Source organism: Vibrio crassostreae 9ZC13 (assembly GCF_000272045.2).
In the GTDB taxonomy this organism is placed as follows: domain Bacteria; phylum Pseudomonadota; class Gammaproteobacteria; order Enterobacterales; family Vibrionaceae; genus Vibrio; species Vibrio crassostreae_C.
Genome location: NZ_AJYZ02000019.1, coordinates 1,556,899 through 1,573,630, shown reverse-complemented (window position 1 = coordinate 1,573,630; position 16,732 = coordinate 1,556,899). Strand labels below are relative to the sequence as shown.

General features: G+C 40.4%; 19 protein-coding genes. 3 read left to right on the top strand and 16 right to left on the bottom strand.

Features of this window, described 5'->3' with window-relative positions:
- Positions 1-60: 60 nt before the first annotated feature.
- Complete coding sequence (locus A136_RS08160; RefSeq protein WP_010431943.1) at positions 61-471, top strand: hypothetical protein; 411 nt, start codon at positions 61-63, stop codon at positions 469-471.
- 188 nt (positions 472-659) lie between these two features.
- Here the strand turns inward: A136_RS08160 and A136_RS08155 are convergent, their stop codons facing one another.
- The 6 genes from A136_RS08155 to A136_RS08130 all read right to left on the bottom strand — a co-directional run bounded on the left by A136_RS08155 (position 660) and on the right by A136_RS08130 (position 4,846).
- The gene (locus A136_RS08155; RefSeq protein ID WP_017065202.1) at positions 660-1,577 is read right to left on the bottom strand and encodes a mechanosensitive ion channel family protein; all 918 of its coding nucleotides are present in this window, start codon (positions 1,575-1,577) and stop codon (positions 660-662) included.
- A 41-nt stretch (positions 1,578-1,618) separates the two neighbouring features.
- Positions 1,619-3,232, bottom strand: a complete 1,614-nt coding sequence (locus A136_RS08150; RefSeq protein WP_017065201.1) for a diacylglycerol kinase family protein — start codon at positions 3,230-3,232, stop codon at positions 1,619-1,621.
- A 150-nt stretch (positions 3,233-3,382) separates the two neighbouring features.
- The gene (locus A136_RS08145; RefSeq protein ID WP_017065200.1) at positions 3,383-3,811 is read right to left on the bottom strand and encodes a hemerythrin domain-containing protein; all 429 of its coding nucleotides are present in this window, start codon (positions 3,809-3,811) and stop codon (positions 3,383-3,385) included.
- Between the two features lie 70 nt (positions 3,812-3,881).
- Positions 3,882-4,079, bottom strand: coding sequence for a hypothetical protein (locus tag A136_RS08140; RefSeq protein ID WP_010431955.1), 198 nt, complete (start codon positions 4,077-4,079; stop codon positions 3,882-3,884).
- 8 nt (positions 4,080-4,087) lie between these two features.
- Positions 4,088-4,258: a DUF1328 domain-containing protein gene (locus A136_RS08135; protein WP_017065199.1), complete on the bottom strand. Its 171-nt coding sequence runs from the start codon at positions 4,256-4,258 to the stop codon at positions 4,088-4,090.
- Positions 4,259-4,300: 42 nt separating this feature from the next.
- A complete protein-coding gene (locus tag A136_RS08130) occupies positions 4,301-4,846 on the bottom strand; it encodes a BON domain-containing protein (protein WP_017065198.1) in 546 nt (181 codons plus the stop codon).
- A gap of 335 nt (positions 4,847-5,181) precedes the next feature.
- Here A136_RS08130 and A136_RS08125 point away from each other — a divergent pair, with 335 nt between their 5' ends.
- Positions 5,182-6,522 carry a sigma-54 interaction domain-containing protein gene (locus tag A136_RS08125; RefSeq protein WP_017065197.1) on the top strand — a complete coding sequence of 447 codons (1,341 nt, stop codon included), beginning with the start codon at positions 5,182-5,184 and terminating at the stop codon, positions 6,520-6,522.
- A gap of 123 nt (positions 6,523-6,645) precedes the next feature.
- On the opposite strand, the gene A136_RS08120 is transcribed toward A136_RS08125, so the two are convergent.
- The 5 genes from A136_RS08120 to A136_RS08100 form a co-directional block, all read right to left on the bottom strand.
- Positions 6,646-8,070: an aspartate kinase gene (locus tag A136_RS08120; RefSeq protein WP_010431966.1), complete on the bottom strand. Its 1,425-nt coding sequence runs from the start codon at positions 8,068-8,070 to the stop codon at positions 6,646-6,648.
- 78 nt (positions 8,071-8,148) lie between these two features.
- Positions 8,149-8,535, bottom strand: a complete 387-nt coding sequence (locus A136_RS08115) for an ectoine synthase (RefSeq protein WP_010431969.1) — start codon at positions 8,533-8,535, stop codon at positions 8,149-8,151.
- 13 nt (positions 8,536-8,548) lie between these two features.
- The gene (gene ectB, locus A136_RS08110; RefSeq protein ID WP_010431972.1) at positions 8,549-9,814 is read right to left on the bottom strand and encodes a diaminobutyrate--2-oxoglutarate transaminase; all 1,266 of its coding nucleotides are present in this window, start codon (positions 9,812-9,814) and stop codon (positions 8,549-8,551) included.
- A 35-nt stretch (positions 9,815-9,849) separates the two neighbouring features.
- The gene (ectA, locus tag A136_RS08105; RefSeq protein WP_010431975.1) at positions 9,850-10,383 is read right to left on the bottom strand and encodes a diaminobutyrate acetyltransferase; all 534 of its coding nucleotides are present in this window, start codon (positions 10,381-10,383) and stop codon (positions 9,850-9,852) included.
- Between the two features lie 466 nt (positions 10,384-10,849).
- Positions 10,850-11,110, bottom strand: a complete 261-nt coding sequence (locus tag A136_RS08100) for a DUF5062 family protein (protein ID WP_010431978.1) — start codon at positions 11,108-11,110, stop codon at positions 10,850-10,852.
- Between the two features lie 448 nt (positions 11,111-11,558).
- On the opposite strand from A136_RS08100, the gene A136_RS08095 reads away from it, so the two are divergent.
- A complete protein-coding gene (locus A136_RS08095; protein ID WP_017065196.1) occupies positions 11,559-11,774 on the top strand; it encodes a hypothetical protein in 216 nt (71 codons plus the stop codon).
- Between the two features lie 138 nt (positions 11,775-11,912).
- Here the strand turns inward: A136_RS08095 and A136_RS08090 are convergent, their stop codons facing one another.
- Genes A136_RS08090 through A136_RS08070 form a run of 5 tightly spaced genes read right to left on the bottom strand, consistent with a single transcriptional unit; the run spans position 11,913 to position 16,717 of the window.
- Complete coding sequence (locus tag A136_RS08090) at positions 11,913-12,659, bottom strand: phosphatase (RefSeq protein ID WP_017065195.1); 747 nt, start codon at positions 12,657-12,659, stop codon at positions 11,913-11,915.
- 15 nt (positions 12,660-12,674) lie between these two features.
- Positions 12,675-13,409: a nucleoside/nucleotide kinase family protein gene (locus A136_RS08085; RefSeq protein ID WP_017065194.1), complete on the bottom strand. Its 735-nt coding sequence runs from the start codon at positions 13,407-13,409 to the stop codon at positions 12,675-12,677.
- Positions 13,410-13,419: 10 nt separating this feature from the next.
- Positions 13,420-13,932: an MltR family transcriptional regulator gene (locus A136_RS08080; protein ID WP_017065193.1), complete on the bottom strand. Its 513-nt coding sequence runs from the start codon at positions 13,930-13,932 to the stop codon at positions 13,420-13,422.
- Between the two features lie 58 nt (positions 13,933-13,990).
- Positions 13,991-15,262, bottom strand: a complete 1,272-nt coding sequence (locus tag A136_RS08075) for a zinc-binding dehydrogenase (protein ID WP_017065192.1) — start codon at positions 15,260-15,262, stop codon at positions 13,991-13,993.
- Positions 15,263-15,310: 48 nt separating this feature from the next.
- Positions 15,311-16,717, bottom strand: coding sequence for a PTS mannitol transporter subunit IICB (locus A136_RS08070; protein WP_029235290.1), 1,407 nt, complete (start codon positions 16,715-16,717; stop codon positions 15,311-15,313).
- Positions 16,718-16,732 lie beyond the last annotated feature (15 nt).

Here is a 16,732-nt window from a genome sequence, read left to right as displayed (position 1 = left end):
TTTAATTATTATAAATCAACTGAAATTATAAATACTACTGAGATAAAAAGGAGTAATGATATGTTGTTTAAAAAGGACAATGATCCCCTTGAGGTAATTCACTATAAAGGCATAGAAAAAATACTATGTACATTGAAAGATCACTACTTCTCATGTGTTGACCTAATTGAACAGAAAGCACATGGGAACATTGCAAGAGCTGCAAATCGATTTATAAAAGTTGAACGTTCATTAATAAACGAAGTAAACACCAAGTTCTGCATTAACAATGAAGTTAATGACAATGACATATTGAGTCAGCCCCCTGCGTTAATTGTTAGTTATAACGATATGTACCAGAGTAATTTAAGCCTAATTTCTTACCTCAAAAACACTATTAGAAAGTTTAACAATCAACATATGTCTGCTTTTTTCTCCTATTGGGTTGCGGCGTTGCAAGTTGAAAATGATGAGATAGCAAAGCATTTGTAACAGATATAACCCATCTAAAATAGATACGATTAATTAACTTGAGAAGAGAATCAAAGCCTACAACACAATCATTAAACAGTGGGAATAATCTAGGTTTAATTCTGATCTAATTCTGACATCACTCAAAATAAAAAGCGTCGAGGCATATTGCCTTGACGCTTTTTTACGAGAGGGACCGCTATGTTATTCTAGGAAGCGTCATCGACAGCCCCAGTCATCATTCTAGACAGACTTTTACCGCCTTTGGGATCAAAATCAAGTGTTCTAATCGGAAACGGTATTGTCATTCCAGCCTCTGATAATGACTCTTTAACCGCTATAATACCGTCGTGCTTTGCGTCCATATAACCAAAACCTCCTGGGTACTCAATCCAAAACCAAACCAATAAGTTAACGCTACTATCAGAAAAGCTTGAAGCGTAAACCGTCGTATCTTCTTTCCGACTAACATAAGACTTTTGGTTTATCGCTTTGGTTATCACCTCAGCGGCTCTTTTGGGACAGTCTGCGTAGGAAATCCCCACAGGGATCTCGACCCTTCTTCGTCCTTTTCGACTGTAGTTCGTCAAAATATTTCGGAAAACCATCTTATTGGGAATCATGACGTGTTGACCAGAGAACGTTTCAACCAGTGTATTTCGTAAGTTTATTTTGACTATGGTACCCATGACATCGTTGGAACCAACAACATCGCCAATTTTAAAAGGTTTACGAATACTCATTGTAATACCTGAAATGAGGTTCTCAGTCATATCTTGAAAAGCAAAACCGATAGCTAAACCTAGAATACCGGCACCGGCAAGCAACGATGTAACCGTACCTTGGAGCCCAACAAAATCTAACGCGACAAAAAATCCAATAGTAACAATGGTAACCTTAACAATAGAAGCCAGTAAGTTAATGACTTCTTGAGAGTCGACAACTCTATTGCTCAATCTTTTAAACAACTTACCGCTTATGTTGGCAACAAAGATAAAAATAAGAAACGTAACAAAAGCAACAATCAGGTTAGGGATAAGTTTAATTGCTTCAACTAACCAATGCTCTAACTTACCCTCTATCAGATGCTGAAACTTCTCTAAGTTAAAAGAGAGATTCATGTCCATGGTGTCTCCTTCTTATTCAATATGCGGATTATTCAATACATTCATGGAATACAAACCGTTAAGGCTTGCTTATCAATACTTATCTCCAGCGAATCAGCCGAATACGTCTCTCCATCAATCACGTATGAAATAGGTCGGTCAGAATCAATTTTAACGAGCTGTGCCGAAGCATAAGTAAAGTAACTAGCTTGTTCTTTCGCTCCGAGACTCGATAGCAACAGATCAGATAGAGCGATAGCTCGTTTACTAAGTGAATTTGTGTTTTCCAAATAGGTAACATGCAGCTTCCCATCATCCGGCTTAGGGGGCTGCCCCCCTTGAGCAAGCACAGTACTAAAAGGGGAAGAGTTCGCCACGACCAAACTTTGTAGTTTCATACTTTGTGATGGTTGGTCATCAATTGAAATTTGAAAGTGTTGATTATCGTCGGTGATTACTGCATTGAAGAACCCAGTCAAATACGCGAATTGCCCTTTTTCATTTTTTTGTTCTCGATGTGCGTAATCGATCATCTGTTCTTCAAACCCAATACCAAGAAGCAGTAATATTGGTTGTTGATTACAGAACGCCAGATCGATTCTTTTTGAGTTGCCAGATAAAATAGCCTCACACGCTTTTTCAACAGGCGATATTTTCGAGGTCAATCCATAAAGCATATGACATAGAGCGTTCGCGGTACCCAAAGGTATAATCCCGAGTTGTGTATCAGTCTTCCTAACTTGCCTTGCGACTTCACTAACCGTCCCATCGCCACCTGCAACGATAATATGCGCAGTATTCCGGTCTTTGGCCTGCTTAGCTAATATTTCTGCTGATACTTCTTGGCTAGTAAGAAAAATATCTAAACTGTACTTTCTCGTAAGTTCACGAATAACCTGTTGTTCATTCGCCAACCATTTACCACCACCTGCAACAGGGTTGGCAATAAGGCAAGCTTTATGGCCAAGAGTGAGCAAACCTTTATCACTGATTGCTTGAAGTGTTTTTAGTTGTAGATGGTTCAATTGGGCTGTACTTCGCACGTCGTTAATACTTTTCAAGACCTGCTCTACAGTAAGTGACGGATTTTTTGCTAAAAGGTAGGCAGCTACGACAAAGACAGAACGTCCTCGACCGAGAGCACAATGCACAACAACCGATCTAGATTGATTGATTTGGGTATCGATCCAATTTATAGCATGTTTAAGCTTATGCGTTTTAGGGACTTTATGATCAAGAACCGGGGTGTTTAAATAGCGAAATTGATCACCGGTCATTGCACTTTCTAAACCAGAAAACTCAGCTGTAACATCTACAATACAATGGATGTTTTGAGATTCTAAGAACGATAAATCTGAAGGGAACAAACGACGAGATACATATAAACCTTTTCCAACCTGCTGTATTGGTTCAACTTTATCTCTTTTAATTGCCCATGCATTGTACAGTCGAACACCTAAGAAGAATGGAATGAAGATCCATCTAATCCACCACACTATTTTCCCATCGCTAGTCTTCCTAAATATTGACGGCATATCGAAGATGTAGGCAACACTAACGATGAACATCGACAAACTACACCAGGCAAAAACACCACGGATTATTAGCTGTGGTATAAGAGCAGCAGCAAAAAAACAAGCTATAGCAAGAAGCATATAATATTTAATAATAAACATGTTACGCCTTAATTTATCCGTGAATTTAAATATATTTATCCGTAAATTTATCTATCTCTAAATTAAATAAAAGAAGGGCTCAAGAATGAGCCCTTAGCTTGATAACAAAGCAGTTTTATACTTATTTAAAGAATTTGATTACTTCGTGATTCAAGCAACCTCTTTTTCATATTTACGAGCTAATGTTTCTTTTTGTTCAGTATCTAAGACTCGACCTGCGGTTTGAAAAAAACGCTGCTCTTCTTCTTCTAAATGATGTTCAACCTTATCTTTTAATGTTTTCATTAAAACAAGCCAAGCTGGTGAAGACATCTCTGTATCATCGAGTTGAGCGAGTATTTTGTCGATTCCATGATGTTCAGCGATTCCATGTCTAGTCATGTCAATGGATTTATCACTCTCGATCAAAGGTGCATAAAAATGGCGCTCTTCTGCAATCGCATGCTTGGTTAACTCATCCTTAAGATTAACATAGAGTTCTTGCCTAGCTTGTGTGTCTCCCGAAGTTTGGAGTAACGCATCCATCAAAAGTCGTTGCTTTTCATGACTGTCTTTGAGCACATCAAATATATTTTTCATGTCTAATTCCTACTTCATTGGTTTATTTTTATGAGGATTTTGGCACCTCATTGCACTCTAGATGACAGTTCTAGCAATCTTCATCTTTCGCATCTAAATGCTCTTTAATATTCTCACAGCTATCTTCTATTGCGTTTTGAGTATCCTCTACAGCCTCATCTACATTTTCCCCGGCTTGTTCCATCGGACCTTCATCACTACATGCCGCAAGTGCGAATGTAATACCCACAATAGTTAAAAAACGGTAAGCGTTCGATTTGATGTTCATATAAACTCCTAATGTTTGTTTTTATTCATCAACATAATTACAACTGAAACCAGTAGTGATATTGCAAATATATAAAATATGATCTTTGCTACTGTCGCAGCAGCCCCAGCGATACCACTAAATCCCAATAGGGCGGCAATAATTGCGACAATAAAAAATATTAGCGACCAGCGAATCATCGTTATTCCCCAATTTTTAATAAATTACCAATTGTAGAGAGGTTAAATAATATTTAATTTATCCACCACTCTCTCTACATTCGGGGTATTATTTGCTATAGATAAAGCTAAGTCGTGTTCACTGCTTGATGAAACTGAACCTTTCAAGATAACCACACTGTTTTCGGTTTCAACTTGAATATCGCTACCACTAACATTGGTATTCATTAATAAACGAGTGATTACCAGTGTCTTTATGTGAGCATCTGTCAAAGCTTGTACGGCTGCGGGTGTTTTTTCTTTGTCTTCATCAATCACTATAAGTTCGTTTTTTACAGACTTAACGTCATCTAGGCTTAGCACTAACTCTTCTGCCAAATCTTTCTCTGTTTCATTTTTAACCGAGCCAGTTAAAGTAACCACTCGATTTTTAACGTAGGTGTTGATGTCAAATGAGTTTAAATTAGTATTCAGTAATAAAGTCGTTTCTGCTTTTCCATCAATCCACGCATCGAAAGTTTCTTTTTCCCACATGCTATTAGCAAAAACAGTTGATGAAGAAGTTGCAATCAAAGTAGCTAATAATATTTTACTTGCAGTATTTCTCATTAATTATCTCCTCTAGTTAACTGACACTTGTACAATTGCAACCAGCATGCCAACTTTTTAACTGACTGAAAATAAAGGATTTACACTTTAATTTTGAAAATTTACCATTGGTAAAATAATCGGAGGTGTATTAATTACACGAGTATTTTGTAAAAATTATCATCAATAGAGATCCTAGAATAATTAATATCAATACTGTTAATTAGCCACTTCTACTATCAGTAATATTGTAACTACATTTAAAAGGTGGCGTATAGTAAATGATAGATTCGTATTTGAAGGACATTATGTTATTATCAAGGTCGTTTTCTGTCGTACAAAAAGAGAGTTAAATCATGTCATTACCGACACTTTTTATAGAGTTAAAAGATGAATTATTGCGGTCTAAAATAAACTCTCTAGATGAATTATCAAGCTTTGAAATAATTCAAAGTACTATGGGTGTTCATTGGATTGACAAGCTACAACAACTGCAACCAGATACTGCTATTGTTGAAGTCTCTCGATTTACTAACGATGATTTTAAGTCCTTATCGAGTGCAACAGGGTTGGACGAAATGGACTTGATTATTATCAGTACAGGTACGCCAAACAAAAATTTAGACATGATGATGAACCATGGCGCAATCTTCCATTATAGAAAGCCCGTCGACATGCAAATATTGGAAGATACCCTTGCAGACTTCAGTCAATACTTCCTCCAGAAGCAGGAAGAAGGGCGTAAAGTGTCCACCAGCGATTTAGACCAGTTCGGTATGTTAGTCGGTTCTTCTAAGCCCATGCATAAGCTGTATCGAACTTTAAGAAGAGTCGCGAAGACTGACACCAATGTTTTGATTGTCGGCGAAAGTGGGGCAGGTAAAGAATTAGTCGCACAAACGATTCACCTTGCCAGTGATCGTAAAAACCAACCTTTTATTGCGATCAACTGCGGTGCTATCAGCCCTGAGTTAGTTGATAGTGAATTATTTGGTCATGAAAAAGGCGCTTTTACAGGGGCGAATCGCACACACCAAGGGGTGTTTAGGCAAGCAGAAGGTGGCACATTGTTTCTCGACGAAATCACCGAAATGCCACTTGAACACCAGGTCAAATTACTACGAGTTTTAGAAACAGGTGAATATCGCCCTGTAGGCAGTAATGCAACGAGTATCGCTAATACTCGAGTCATTGCAGCGACAAACCGAGATCCACAAGTCGCTATTGAAGAACAGTTTTTGAGAGAGGATCTCTATTTCAGGTTGGCTCACTTCCCCATACATGTCCCTCCATTGCGTGAAAGAGGCGACGACATCGTCGGCTTAGCAAAACATTTTATTGCTCATCGCAACGCAAATGAAACCACTGCGAAGACCATTTTCACATCAGCGCTTCAAAAAATATCAGCCCATGCATGGCCAGGGAATGTCAGGGAATTAAAACACTGTATTGAAAGAGCTTTTATATTGGCAGATGAGACGATTAAAGATGAACACCTAATTTTTGATACTCCTCCTTTAGAAACAGGGACTACCGTTGAGGATATGGTTCCGGCGGGTGTTTCTCTTGAGAAGATTGAGAAAGCGGCGATTATCAATACGCTCGAAGAAAATGAAGGCAACAAAAAGGAAACAGCACAAGACTTGGGAATCAGCATCAAAACGCTTTATAACAAGCTCGATAAGTATCAAGAGTAGTAATACTCATATCTGATGTTGCTGTGTGATCAAAATAGATACAGGCGATCGTTAATTTGCAGTTGATGTTTTGCTTTTCCATGAAAATTTAACAGTGGAGGGTGAGCCCTCCACTGTTAAATTTTATGCTGCATTCACCGATGTCTCGGTTCTTTTATCTTGGTCAAAGAATTCTTCATGCAACGCGCAAATCGCTTGTTGATACTTGTCATCACTCACAACAAATTGCACATTTACGTTTCTCATAGACGAATGTAATGCAATAGGCGTAACACTATGGTTCATCAAAGCCAATACACCATTAGCGAGCGTTTTATTGGTATCAATTTGAGAACCGATCGCTGAGATTATAGCGACCATTCGACCTGAAATAGATGCCTGAGGGTAACGTTTCTCAGCCTTATAAGACACCTTGTTTAAACTCTCGGTGCTACCACCTAGATAATAGGTAATAGAATTGGCGTTCATCTCTTTACCAATAAGGTTCACTCTAGCATCTGCGATAATCTCCATTAACTCATAACTAACATTGTCCGCCTTACCGACCATTCCCTGGTCAAAAACATGTAACGCATATACCTTCTGTTTTCCGGCAATGATCTCAATGTGATTCGTGTCTGGTCGGTAATCAGAAGAAATCAGTGTTCCCTCATGTTCTGGCTCGAAGGTGTTTTTGATTTGCAGTTCTATGCCACTTTCTCGTAACCCAGCAGCCGCATTAGAGTGAATAGCTTCCATACCAAGGTTAGCCAGTTGATCGGCAACATCATAATTAGTTGCCCCAATCGGTTTAACCGAACCTACACCAACGACTTTTGGGTCAGCCGAACTAAAGTGATACTCCTTATGGATGATCGCCAATGATGCCTCAGTAATAGTAGCGATACGACTAAACGTCATCTCACTGTAACCACGATCATAAGTATGCATCAAACCTTCTTTGCAATACGCATAACCAGTTACTATGGGAAGCTCCTCAGTAACATCAATGTCAGAGAAAGCCTCTCTAATCGTATCGTCCAAACTTTGAGGGGTTTTGTTGTCCCAACCAGAAAGGTCAACAAAGGTCGAATTTATACCAATGTTTTTTAATTTAAGAGCCGTGTTGTATGCACTATGTGACTCTCCAATTGAAGAAAGAAACTCTCTAATCTGTGGTAAATAATGTCTCAGTGAAAACTGTCCGTATTGGCACGTTTCAAGAATGTTAGTAATACAGTTTTTGGCTTCTGAAATACGAGACCGGATGAACTTATCTGCTCTCATACGATTCATTGGATCCGCAAAAATATGCTCATTGGTCAATAGCATGCGGCGTTCAATATAAGATAGAGCATCCTTCCACGAATCGTCACGCATCGCTATCAATTGATAGACACCAGGCTTACCTGTTTTTTTACATTCCAACAATGCATCCGTCATACCGCTGTAAGCGGACACAACAAAGATTCGGTTATAAGGATTTTGAGGGCGGAGAATAATATTGTCGAGCACAGCATCAAATGCTGTCATTGATGTACCGCCGATTTTTTCTACGGTAAATGTCATAAAAGACCTTTTGTTCTTGAAGAGATTAAAGACGAAATAATAGGGAGCGGGGTGAGATATCACCCCTGAAGATATGGGTTAATCAACGAGTGGATAAACGCCGTTTTCATCGTGTACTTCAGCGCCAGTAATTGGTGGGTTAAACACACAAGCCATTGTCATTTCTTTGTTTTTATATGCGCGTAAATAATGCTCATCATTCTTATCTAGGATGTACAACGTACCGGGTTTGATTGGGTAAGTTTTACCACCAACGACTTCAATCTCCCCTTCACCACTCATACAAAACACAGACTCCAAGTGGTTTTGGTAATGGATATGTGTTTCTGTCGCTTCGTAAATTGTTGTGATATGAAAAGAAAATCCCATATTGTCATCTTTCAATAACATGCGAGTGCTTTCCCAGTTATCCGATACAATACGTCTTTCACTATTACGACATTCATCAAGTGTTCTAACAATCATTTTACTCTCCCTATTACGATGCTTTCTTGAAATGCTTGGTTGCTACCACTTCAACTGAGTCTTCGAAAATAGTTAAACCTTGCATCAATTCCGATTCTGAAATGGTTAATGGACAAAAGAACTTCAAGATTTCATCGTTTGGACCTGCGGTCTCAATTACCATGCCCTTGTCAAAACACACTTTTGCAATCTCATCAGCTGTGTTCCCATCTTTACATTCAATGCCAATCATCATTCCGCGTCCCTTGCGTTGAACAAATAGCTCAGGGAAACGCTTGAGATTGCGTTGAATGACATCATCGACCATGCTTGAGCTACGTTGAATATGATTTTCAAAATCATCATTTGACCAATACATTTCTAACGCTTTAGCAGCAGTAATGAACGCATGGTTGTTACCACGGAAGGTGCCGTTGTGTTCTCCCGGCTCCCACTTGTCTAGTTCAGGCTTTAATAAAACCACAGCCATCGGTAAGCCATAACCACTTATCGACTTAGATAGCGTAACGATATCTGGTTTTATACCTGAAGGTTCAAAGCTAAAAAACGTTCCTGTTCGACCACAACCGGCTTGAATATCATCCACAATAAGTAGGATATCGTGGGCTTTACAGATTTTGCTTAACTTCTGTAGCCACTCATTTGAAGCGACATTTAACCCACCTTCACCCTGAACCGTTTCCAATAAAACGGCAGCAGGTTTATCCATACCAGCGGAATTATCGGTTAACATCGTTTCAAATAATTTTAAACCATCGATTCCAGCGTAACCTTCAAATGGCAAACGCGTAACGTTGTTGAGATTTGAGCCCGCACCTTGCCTGTGGTGTTGGTTGCCTGTAGCAGCCAATGCACCCGCCGTACAACCATGAAAACCATTGGTAAATGCAACAATACTGCTTCGACTTTTTACTTTTTTCGCCAACTTAATCGCTGCCTCAACCGCATTTGTTCCTGTCGGGCCGGTAAATTGAACTTTGTAATCTAATGCTCGAGGTTCCAAAATAAAGCGACTAAGAGCTTCTAGGAATTCAGCTTTGGCTTCTGAATGCATATCCAAGCCATGTGTAATTCCATCCATTTCAATATACTCAAGTAAAGCTTGCTTAAGTATTGGATTGTTATGACCGTAATTGAGAGATCCTGCTCCAGCAAGAAAATCGAGGTAACGATCACCTTGTTTTGTTTCAAGCCAGCAGCCTTTTGATTTAGCAAAAGTGACTGGAAAACTATTCGAGTATGAACGTACGTTAGATTCCTGCTTTTTAAAAATATCCATGATAAGGCCGTTATTTGATTCCTATAAGTTAATGATTATTTAAGGGGTATTCGATACAAATACTCAGTATCGTGCAGCCCTTTAAAATGAACATTTTCATCTAAGAAAGTGGTCACTTTTCCAGTGCTACTATTTTTTGCGTCTAGCTTTTTAAAGAGTGCCCAAGACGCTTGATTTGACTTAGTAATGGTTGTTTCAATAGCTTCTATACTCTTCAGCCACTCTCGACGAAGTAAGCTGTTCAACATCTTGTAAGCTAAAGAGTGACCTCTAAATCGAGGGGCAACTGCAACTTGCCAAATAAAGAGAACATTAGGCTCACTCGGTTTTTGATAACTCGAGATAAAGCCCGCAAGCTCACCTTTGTTCTCAACCAAAATACAAGTTTTACTAAAGTGAGTGGATTGCAAAAAATTGCAATATGACGAGTTGGTGTCTAGTGGCGGACATTCTGAAATCAGTCGATAAATGTCGTTGCCATCTGAAGCTTTGGGCTCGCGAAAACTCCATTCTTCACTCGTTTTTTCTATCACTTCTGGACACAACACCCAAGGCGCTGATGTAATCATACCGAGAAATTCCTTTGAACTCTAATTAAATTCCTTTTTATTATGAGCATTTACCCCCTACTAAGATCAACACCTTAACTTTAAAAAACAAAGATTAGTGATCTGTGTCACATTTAATAGCGGTCAGCATGAATTAAATAATACTTTGAGTTCTAATGTATTTGATCGGTGGAGATCTTAAGAAAATGTCTTTAACCGAATAAGCGTCAAAAGAAGGTTAGAGTCATTAGTAAATTATGTGCTCAGATTGCCAATCAAGCGGCATAAATCACCAACACTCTCAGTGTTGAACATTCTATCGAGTAGATAACAACGCTTCGAATGGCAGTGACTCGCTATCCACTATTAAAATATCGGCCTCAAAAACAAAAAAACCTAGCGAGAGCTCGCTAGGTTTCTTATCTAACATATCGATGAATAATGAACTCAGAGGAAACGAGTCCAGAAATATCAGCTTGGAAAAGGTTTACTTCAAGGGATCATTGTCAGGCAATGCTTTATGTATCCATAGCGCCAGACGCTTTTTAATGTTTGCCCCATCAAGCTTACTTTCTGGTAACGGCGTGATCTGATTTACTTCAACAAGAAACAAGTACACCGCTTTGACCTTTATTGGTTGAGATGAATGTGGCAAATCAAAACCTTGCAATTTAGCCATTTTAAAACCGACCTCAACTGCTTTTTTCACTAGTTTATCTTCATTAATGATCTTCGCGGTTTTCGACATATCATCTCCATCATCTTTATCGAATGAATACTGAGTATATCAAACCGAAAAACTCACAAGATTACTTCGATCTCAATTTGAGGAGTCGCTTTGATAAATAACGTAAAACGAATAACAGGCTCAAGGCTGATTCTAATTCGGTTGGTATTTATGGCATCAATGGCTATACGCAAACGATCTCTTAACAAAACACTCAGTAAATGAGATCTTAAGTCAAGAAATCAAAATTGAACAAATTTTAGCTTAATATCCAACACAATACCGAATACTATGTTTTCTTATAAAAATGAGAGGCAATCTTTTTTCTATTGATAAACTCCTGTTATTTAACTAGTTTTATACAATGATGACTTAGTTCATATTTACAGGTTCTTGTTATAGAATATTATTTACAAAACACTCATTAAGAAAATAGAATAAAACCACTAATATTATACTGGTGTTAAAAATGCGTTACCTCTGGGCTTCATTCTGTCATAAAAACCCAATCATCGGACGAGTCGTTCATATCTTGGTTATGTTGGTTGCATTAGCTTCTATCGTTGTTCCATTGATATCAAAAGACGCAACTACAATCATAGCTTCACTGTGTGTTGCTCTAGTATGCTTCGTCATTTTTGTCTTCTTTGCGCTCGCCGACAAAATGCGCTCAGGCATGCATTAATCAACCAATCAGTTCTCTATCACCAAGCATTCTCTTTTTAAAAATTCATTATAAAATGCTGGTTACCAGATACGGAAAAGCCCAAAGTTATTAGCTTTGGGCTTTTTGATACCAGTAATCATTAACTCAACAACACACTTAATATAAGTGTACAAATTCTTCGATTCGACTCTTACCGCGCAATAATAAAAAGTTCAAAAAGCGGGATGTTGAGGTAGTGATTATTTTGTCTTCTTCCACATCATGCTTTTCAAGGAGCGCTATGGCGAGATCTACACGCCCTATCTCTTCACAAAAATGGGCATCTGAGCCTGTCGAGAAATAAACCCCGACTTGCTTTCCAATCTCCACAATCATAGAACAGCGTACATCACTCCCCTTGCGGCTTTTTCCCGTCAAAGAGGTATTGTTCACCTCAATCGCCACATTGTGCTGTTTAGCACACTCAAGCACGGCTCGAATATCAAATGGGTAATTTGGGTTACCAAGGTGCCCAAGCACATCAACCTTTCCCCCCTCAATTATATTAATGAGGGCTTGGGTATGTATCTCTTCAGTGGATGGAGGAAACACAGGTTCGTGGAAGCTGGCAATGGTCCAGTCAAGGTGCTGATAGGTTGAAGGGGATAGATCTAAGTCTCCTTCAATGTTGGTGATGTTTGCTTCCACTCCACGCAGGATTCCAACATAGTGAAGAAAGCGGGGCAAAATTCTTTGATTGTTGAAAAACCAGTAGTGGGGGGCACCCGGCATTTCAGGAGCATGATCCGTTGTACAAAGAAGTTTCAGCCCCTTATGCTGTGCTGCTTTAGCGTTCTCAATAATAGTGCTGTAAGCATGGCCGCTGGCAAGAGTATGAGTGTGGCTGTCGACGACGATCTTCATAGCGACCTCCTAGAATTAATTGATATCAAAAGAACCATCTTGGTTCATATATAGAGTTAGGTCCGCTTTTACAGAATGATTTAAAACCATGTCTACATTCTTTGAATCTGAACTTTTATAAAAAGCGAGAGCCTCTTCAAGCGTTGAGCCACCACGAATCTTGCGGTTCACTAAACGCTCTTCTAAAAACTTAGGAGCGGTATCGATGAAGATGGTGAAATCAGCAAGCTCATTCAACCCACTCCATACTGGTTCATCGAGCAGAAGCCAATTTCCCTCAATCACCACAATCTCTTTTTCAACGGTGATTGCGTCATCAACTGGATCATGCAGGTTACGATCGTAGTAAGGCCACTTTGGGTCTTGAACTTTTAGCTTCTTGAGTTTGTCGATAAGAGATGTGAGGTTAAAGGTTTCGTGTGCGCCTTTAATACTACGCAGCTTTATCTTCTCTTCACCGCGGATGGTGTAATTCGAATCGAGGATCTCGTTCGGGTAATGAAAGCCATCGAAAGGCAGCACCTGCAATGGTTCAACATTTGGGATTGTGTGAGATAGGTACTCCCAGAATGCCGCTAGGGTTGATTTTCCACTGCCAGGAGGCGCAGCTAAGAATATAACCGTTCGTTCGTTCTTTTCTTGGTAAAGACGAGAAAACTTTTCAACCAATGGCTTATGAATTTGTTCGATATTGTTATCTGAAAACACAGCTTCGCTCTCAAAGCCACTGACATTTAGGGAAACTTTCATATGAAAAGCCTTAATCTAAAATTTCGTTCTCCACGGTTTCTAACAAACCTTCGCAAGCGAGCTTCAACACGGTTTTGACCAGTGACTCATAGCGAGCTTGAGAAAAGGAGTCGAATGATGAAAATTTTAATTGGTTAATCGAATCAAGATAGATGCTGCCGTCGCTCTTTGAGAGCGTCGCTTGATTAGTGATGAAGTCGTAAATGACATCATCACTAAACGAAATTGGCTCTTGTTGCTGAGCGACAAAACCGTGCATTTGGTCAAACAAGTTAATATCTGCGTAACTCTCTATTGAGATCTTACCCATCGCAAACATCAGCTTTGATACCACATCAATCTCGACCAAAGGACCATCCTCTTTGAGTAGAGGGGTCACGGCATACTCAATCACCAAAGGATCTTGAACAAATACCCTTGGTAACAAATGCTTTAACTTAACGCTAATCAGCTTATGAGATGCTTGGATAAAACAAGTGGCGGTTTCGCACTCTTCTAAGGCATCTAATAATTCGTCTTGCACCGTAATAACATGTTCCTTATTGGTCGTGGCAGCAGTGTAGCTGCCACGAAATCATCGATTACGCCGTTAGGCTAACGCCGTAGAACTCAAGCAGTGCTTTCTCTGCCAGTTCGTTCCAAACGTAGTTGTTATCTTTCAAAATTCGGTCTAGTTCGCCGAAGAACGGGTCTTGCTCTGCTAGCTTATGGAACTCATCAATTGCCGTCAGTGGCAGGTCAATATGCGGGTAGATTAGCTTTTTACCACCCGGAATATCCAGTTGATTTAGGATAGTGTGAGGTGCCGCCTCTAAGCCACCAACGTGAGTTAGCATAAATGATGGGTTGATCTTACCCGCTTCCGAAAGTTCAATGGATTCAACCATATCCCCTGTTGAACCGCCAGAGGTTCCTACAATATGCGTAGATTCATAATGCACATTGTAAAAGTTGAACGGTACTTTAAATTGCTTATCTGTTGGACCAGCAAAGAAGTTCAGGCAGCCATCGTTACCTAATAGCTCATCAGCTTGCTCAAGCACCTGTGCAACCGCTGCATACACCATGACATCGTCATAGCCATTGCCGTCATTCAGTTCTTTTAAGTACGTAACAGGGTCATCAATTTTCGCTGTGTTTACGTAATGGAGTTCAATACCATTCTCGGTCGCTTTTGATACCGGGATAAGGCTTTCTGCGCGCGAGAGACGAGCTTCATCGATATCAGTCACCACAATACGGCTTGGCTTCACAGGGCCGTTAATCGCGTAATCAATCGCGCCAATACCCATAGGGCCAGCACATGCAAGTAGCGCTAACGCTCCGCCCTCTTTGATGCCCATTTGATGTTCATACACGTATGGGGTTGTGTGGTAGCTAGCGTGGAACGCACCGATGATGCAAGACATTGGCTCTGCAAGCGATGCGTTTGCATAGTAAGAACTCTTGTATGGCAGCACACAGTCTAAATCAATCGCTACTTTAGGGATGATTGAGTACGTCGCGTTACCACCGAATGTCTCGTAGCTGTAGCCTGCTGAGTAGCCTGTTGGCAAGCCCATTGCGGGCTGCAGTACAAATGGTTCGCCCGGCTTAAAACGGTCTTGTAAGTTAGCACCTACTTCTACAATCACACCTGCGTATTCATGGCCTGTCATTACAGGTACTTCAGCAATATTTTCAGGCACACGTTTGTGGTTACTGCCGAGGAGTGCTGCTTTGTAAGTCGATAGACAGATGCTGTTTGAAACGTTTTTAACCAGCAGTTCATCATCTGAAATCTTTGGTAGATCGAAGGTTCTTAGTTGAACGTCTTTCTCACCACAAATTACCGCTGCAGTTGTTTGAACCATGATTTTATCTCCGAAAAGTGGGGCCAATACCTGACCCCAGAATATTAATTAAGCTTGCTGACCGATGGTGTCCATTAGGTTGTCTAATGCTGGGTCATGTAGGAAGTTCTTGATGGTCACCACAGGCAGGCCTGTTGCTTTGATTGCTCGACTCTCTAGACTCTCGTGGGTCACCACCACGTCCGCGTTGCTCGGCACTTTTTCGATTGCGAAGTTCTTCACTTCAACGTTAAAGCCGGCTTTTTCGAGTTTGCGCTTAAAGGTTGATGCCCCCATTGCGCTTGAGCCCATCCCTGCATCACATGCAAAGGCGACAAATTTAATGTCTTTCGCTTCTGCTTTTACCGCTGCTTGTGCTGGCGATTTTGCTGCTGCACCTTCAGCTTTCATATCTTTCATGTCTGTGATTGATTGCTCAAACTCTTCTTCAGACTCCTCTTTCTTGCTTACTTTGAGGATTGCGCTTGCGACTAAGAAAGAAACAATCGTTGCTGTTGTTACACCGGCGATGGTCGCGAAGAAGCTGCCTTTTGGTGTTAGAGCTAGGTAAGAGAAGATTGAACCTGGACTTGGACCTGCAACCAGACCACCATCAAGTAGATTGAACGTTGCGATGCCTGTTGCCGCACCTGCAATCATCGCTAAAATCATGATTGGCTTCATTAGCACGTATGGGAAGTACAGCTCATGAATACCACCGAAGAAGTGGATGATGATTGCACTTGGTGCTGATTTCTTACTTAGACCTTGACCAAACTTAGCGTAAGCCAGAAGCATACCTAAACCAGGGCCAGGGTTAGACGCCACCATAAAGAAGATAGATTTGCCTGTTTCAGCTGCTGCTTGTAGGCCTAGTGGGTAGTAAATACCTTGGTCGATAGCGTTGTTCAGGAACAAGACTTTTGCTGGTTCATTAATAATTGCAAGTAACGGTAGGAAGCCAGTCGCTACAAGCGCTTCGATGCCCGATTTAACGAATAGGTTCGCTGCAGTTACAGCTGGACCAACAATCGCGTAAGCAAATAGACACATCAACATGCCGAAGATACCTAGCGAGAAGTTGTTTACCACCATCTCGAAACCAGAAGGGATCTTGTCTTGCAGGCGTTTATCGATTTGAACAATCACCCAGCCACTTAGTGGACCCATGATCATTGCACCAACAAACATTGGAATCTCGGCGCCGGCAATAACACCCATAGTACCGATAGCACCAGCTACAGCACCACGCTTGTCACCAACAATCTGACCACCGGTATAACCAATCAATAATGGTAATAAATAGGTAATCATCGGACCAACAAGCTCACCGAAATACTCATTCGGCATCCAACCTGTTGGGATAAATAATGCGGTAATGAAGCCCCAAGCAATGAAGGCTCCGATATTTGGCAATACCATGGCAGTCAAATGACCACCAAAAGCTTGCACTTTGGCTCTTATATTTGTAGACACGTTATATTCCTTATT

What these genes read in the sequence shown, in the direction of transcription:
- A136_RS08160 (WP_010431943.1), top strand. Translation starts at nt 61, where the DNA reads ATGTTGTTTAAAAAGGACAATGATCCCCTTGAGGTAATTCACTATAAA.
- A136_RS08155 (WP_017065202.1), bottom strand. Translation starts at nt 1,577, where the DNA reads ATGGACATGAATCTCTCTTTTAACTTAGAGAAGTTTCAGCATCTGATA.
- A136_RS08150 (WP_017065201.1), bottom strand. Translation starts at nt 3,232, where the DNA reads ATGTTTATTATTAAATATTATATGCTTCTTGCTATAGCTTGTTTTTTT.
- A136_RS08145 (WP_017065200.1), bottom strand. Translation starts at nt 3,811, where the DNA reads ATGAAAAATATATTTGATGTGCTCAAAGACAGTCATGAAAAGCAACGA.
- A136_RS08140 (WP_010431955.1), bottom strand. Translation starts at nt 4,079, where the DNA reads ATGAACATCAAATCGAACGCTTACCGTTTTTTAACTATTGTGGGTATT.
- A136_RS08135 (WP_017065199.1), bottom strand. Translation starts at nt 4,258, where the DNA reads ATGATTCGCTGGTCGCTAATATTTTTTATTGTCGCAATTATTGCCGCC.
- A136_RS08130 (WP_017065198.1), bottom strand. Translation starts at nt 4,846, where the DNA reads ATGAGAAATACTGCAAGTAAAATATTATTAGCTACTTTGATTGCAACT.
- A136_RS08125 (WP_017065197.1), top strand. Translation starts at nt 5,182, where the DNA reads ATGTCATTACCGACACTTTTTATAGAGTTAAAAGATGAATTATTGCGG.
- A136_RS08120 (WP_010431966.1), bottom strand. Translation starts at nt 8,070, where the DNA reads ATGACATTTACCGTAGAAAAAATCGGCGGTACATCAATGACAGCATTT.
- A136_RS08115 (WP_010431969.1), bottom strand. Translation starts at nt 8,535, where the DNA reads ATGATTGTTAGAACACTTGATGAATGTCGTAATAGTGAAAGACGTATT.
- ectB (WP_010431972.1), bottom strand. Translation starts at nt 9,814, where the DNA reads ATGGATATTTTTAAAAAGCAGGAATCTAACGTACGTTCATACTCGAAT.
- ectA (WP_010431975.1), bottom strand. Translation starts at nt 10,383, where the DNA reads ATGATTACATCAGCGCCTTGGGTGTTGTGTCCAGAAGTGATAGAAAAA.
- A136_RS08100 (WP_010431978.1), bottom strand. Translation starts at nt 11,110, where the DNA reads ATGTCGAAAACCGCGAAGATCATTAATGAAGATAAACTAGTGAAAAAA.
- A136_RS08095 (WP_017065196.1), top strand. Translation starts at nt 11,559, where the DNA reads ATGCGTTACCTCTGGGCTTCATTCTGTCATAAAAACCCAATCATCGGA.
- A136_RS08090 (WP_017065195.1), bottom strand. Translation starts at nt 12,659, where the DNA reads ATGAAGATCGTCGTCGACAGCCACACTCATACTCTTGCCAGCGGCCAT.
- A136_RS08085 (WP_017065194.1), bottom strand. Translation starts at nt 13,409, where the DNA reads ATGAAAGTTTCCCTAAATGTCAGTGGCTTTGAGAGCGAAGCTGTGTTT.
- A136_RS08075 (WP_017065192.1), bottom strand. Translation starts at nt 15,262, where the DNA reads ATGGTTCAAACAACTGCAGCGGTAATTTGTGGTGAGAAAGACGTTCAA.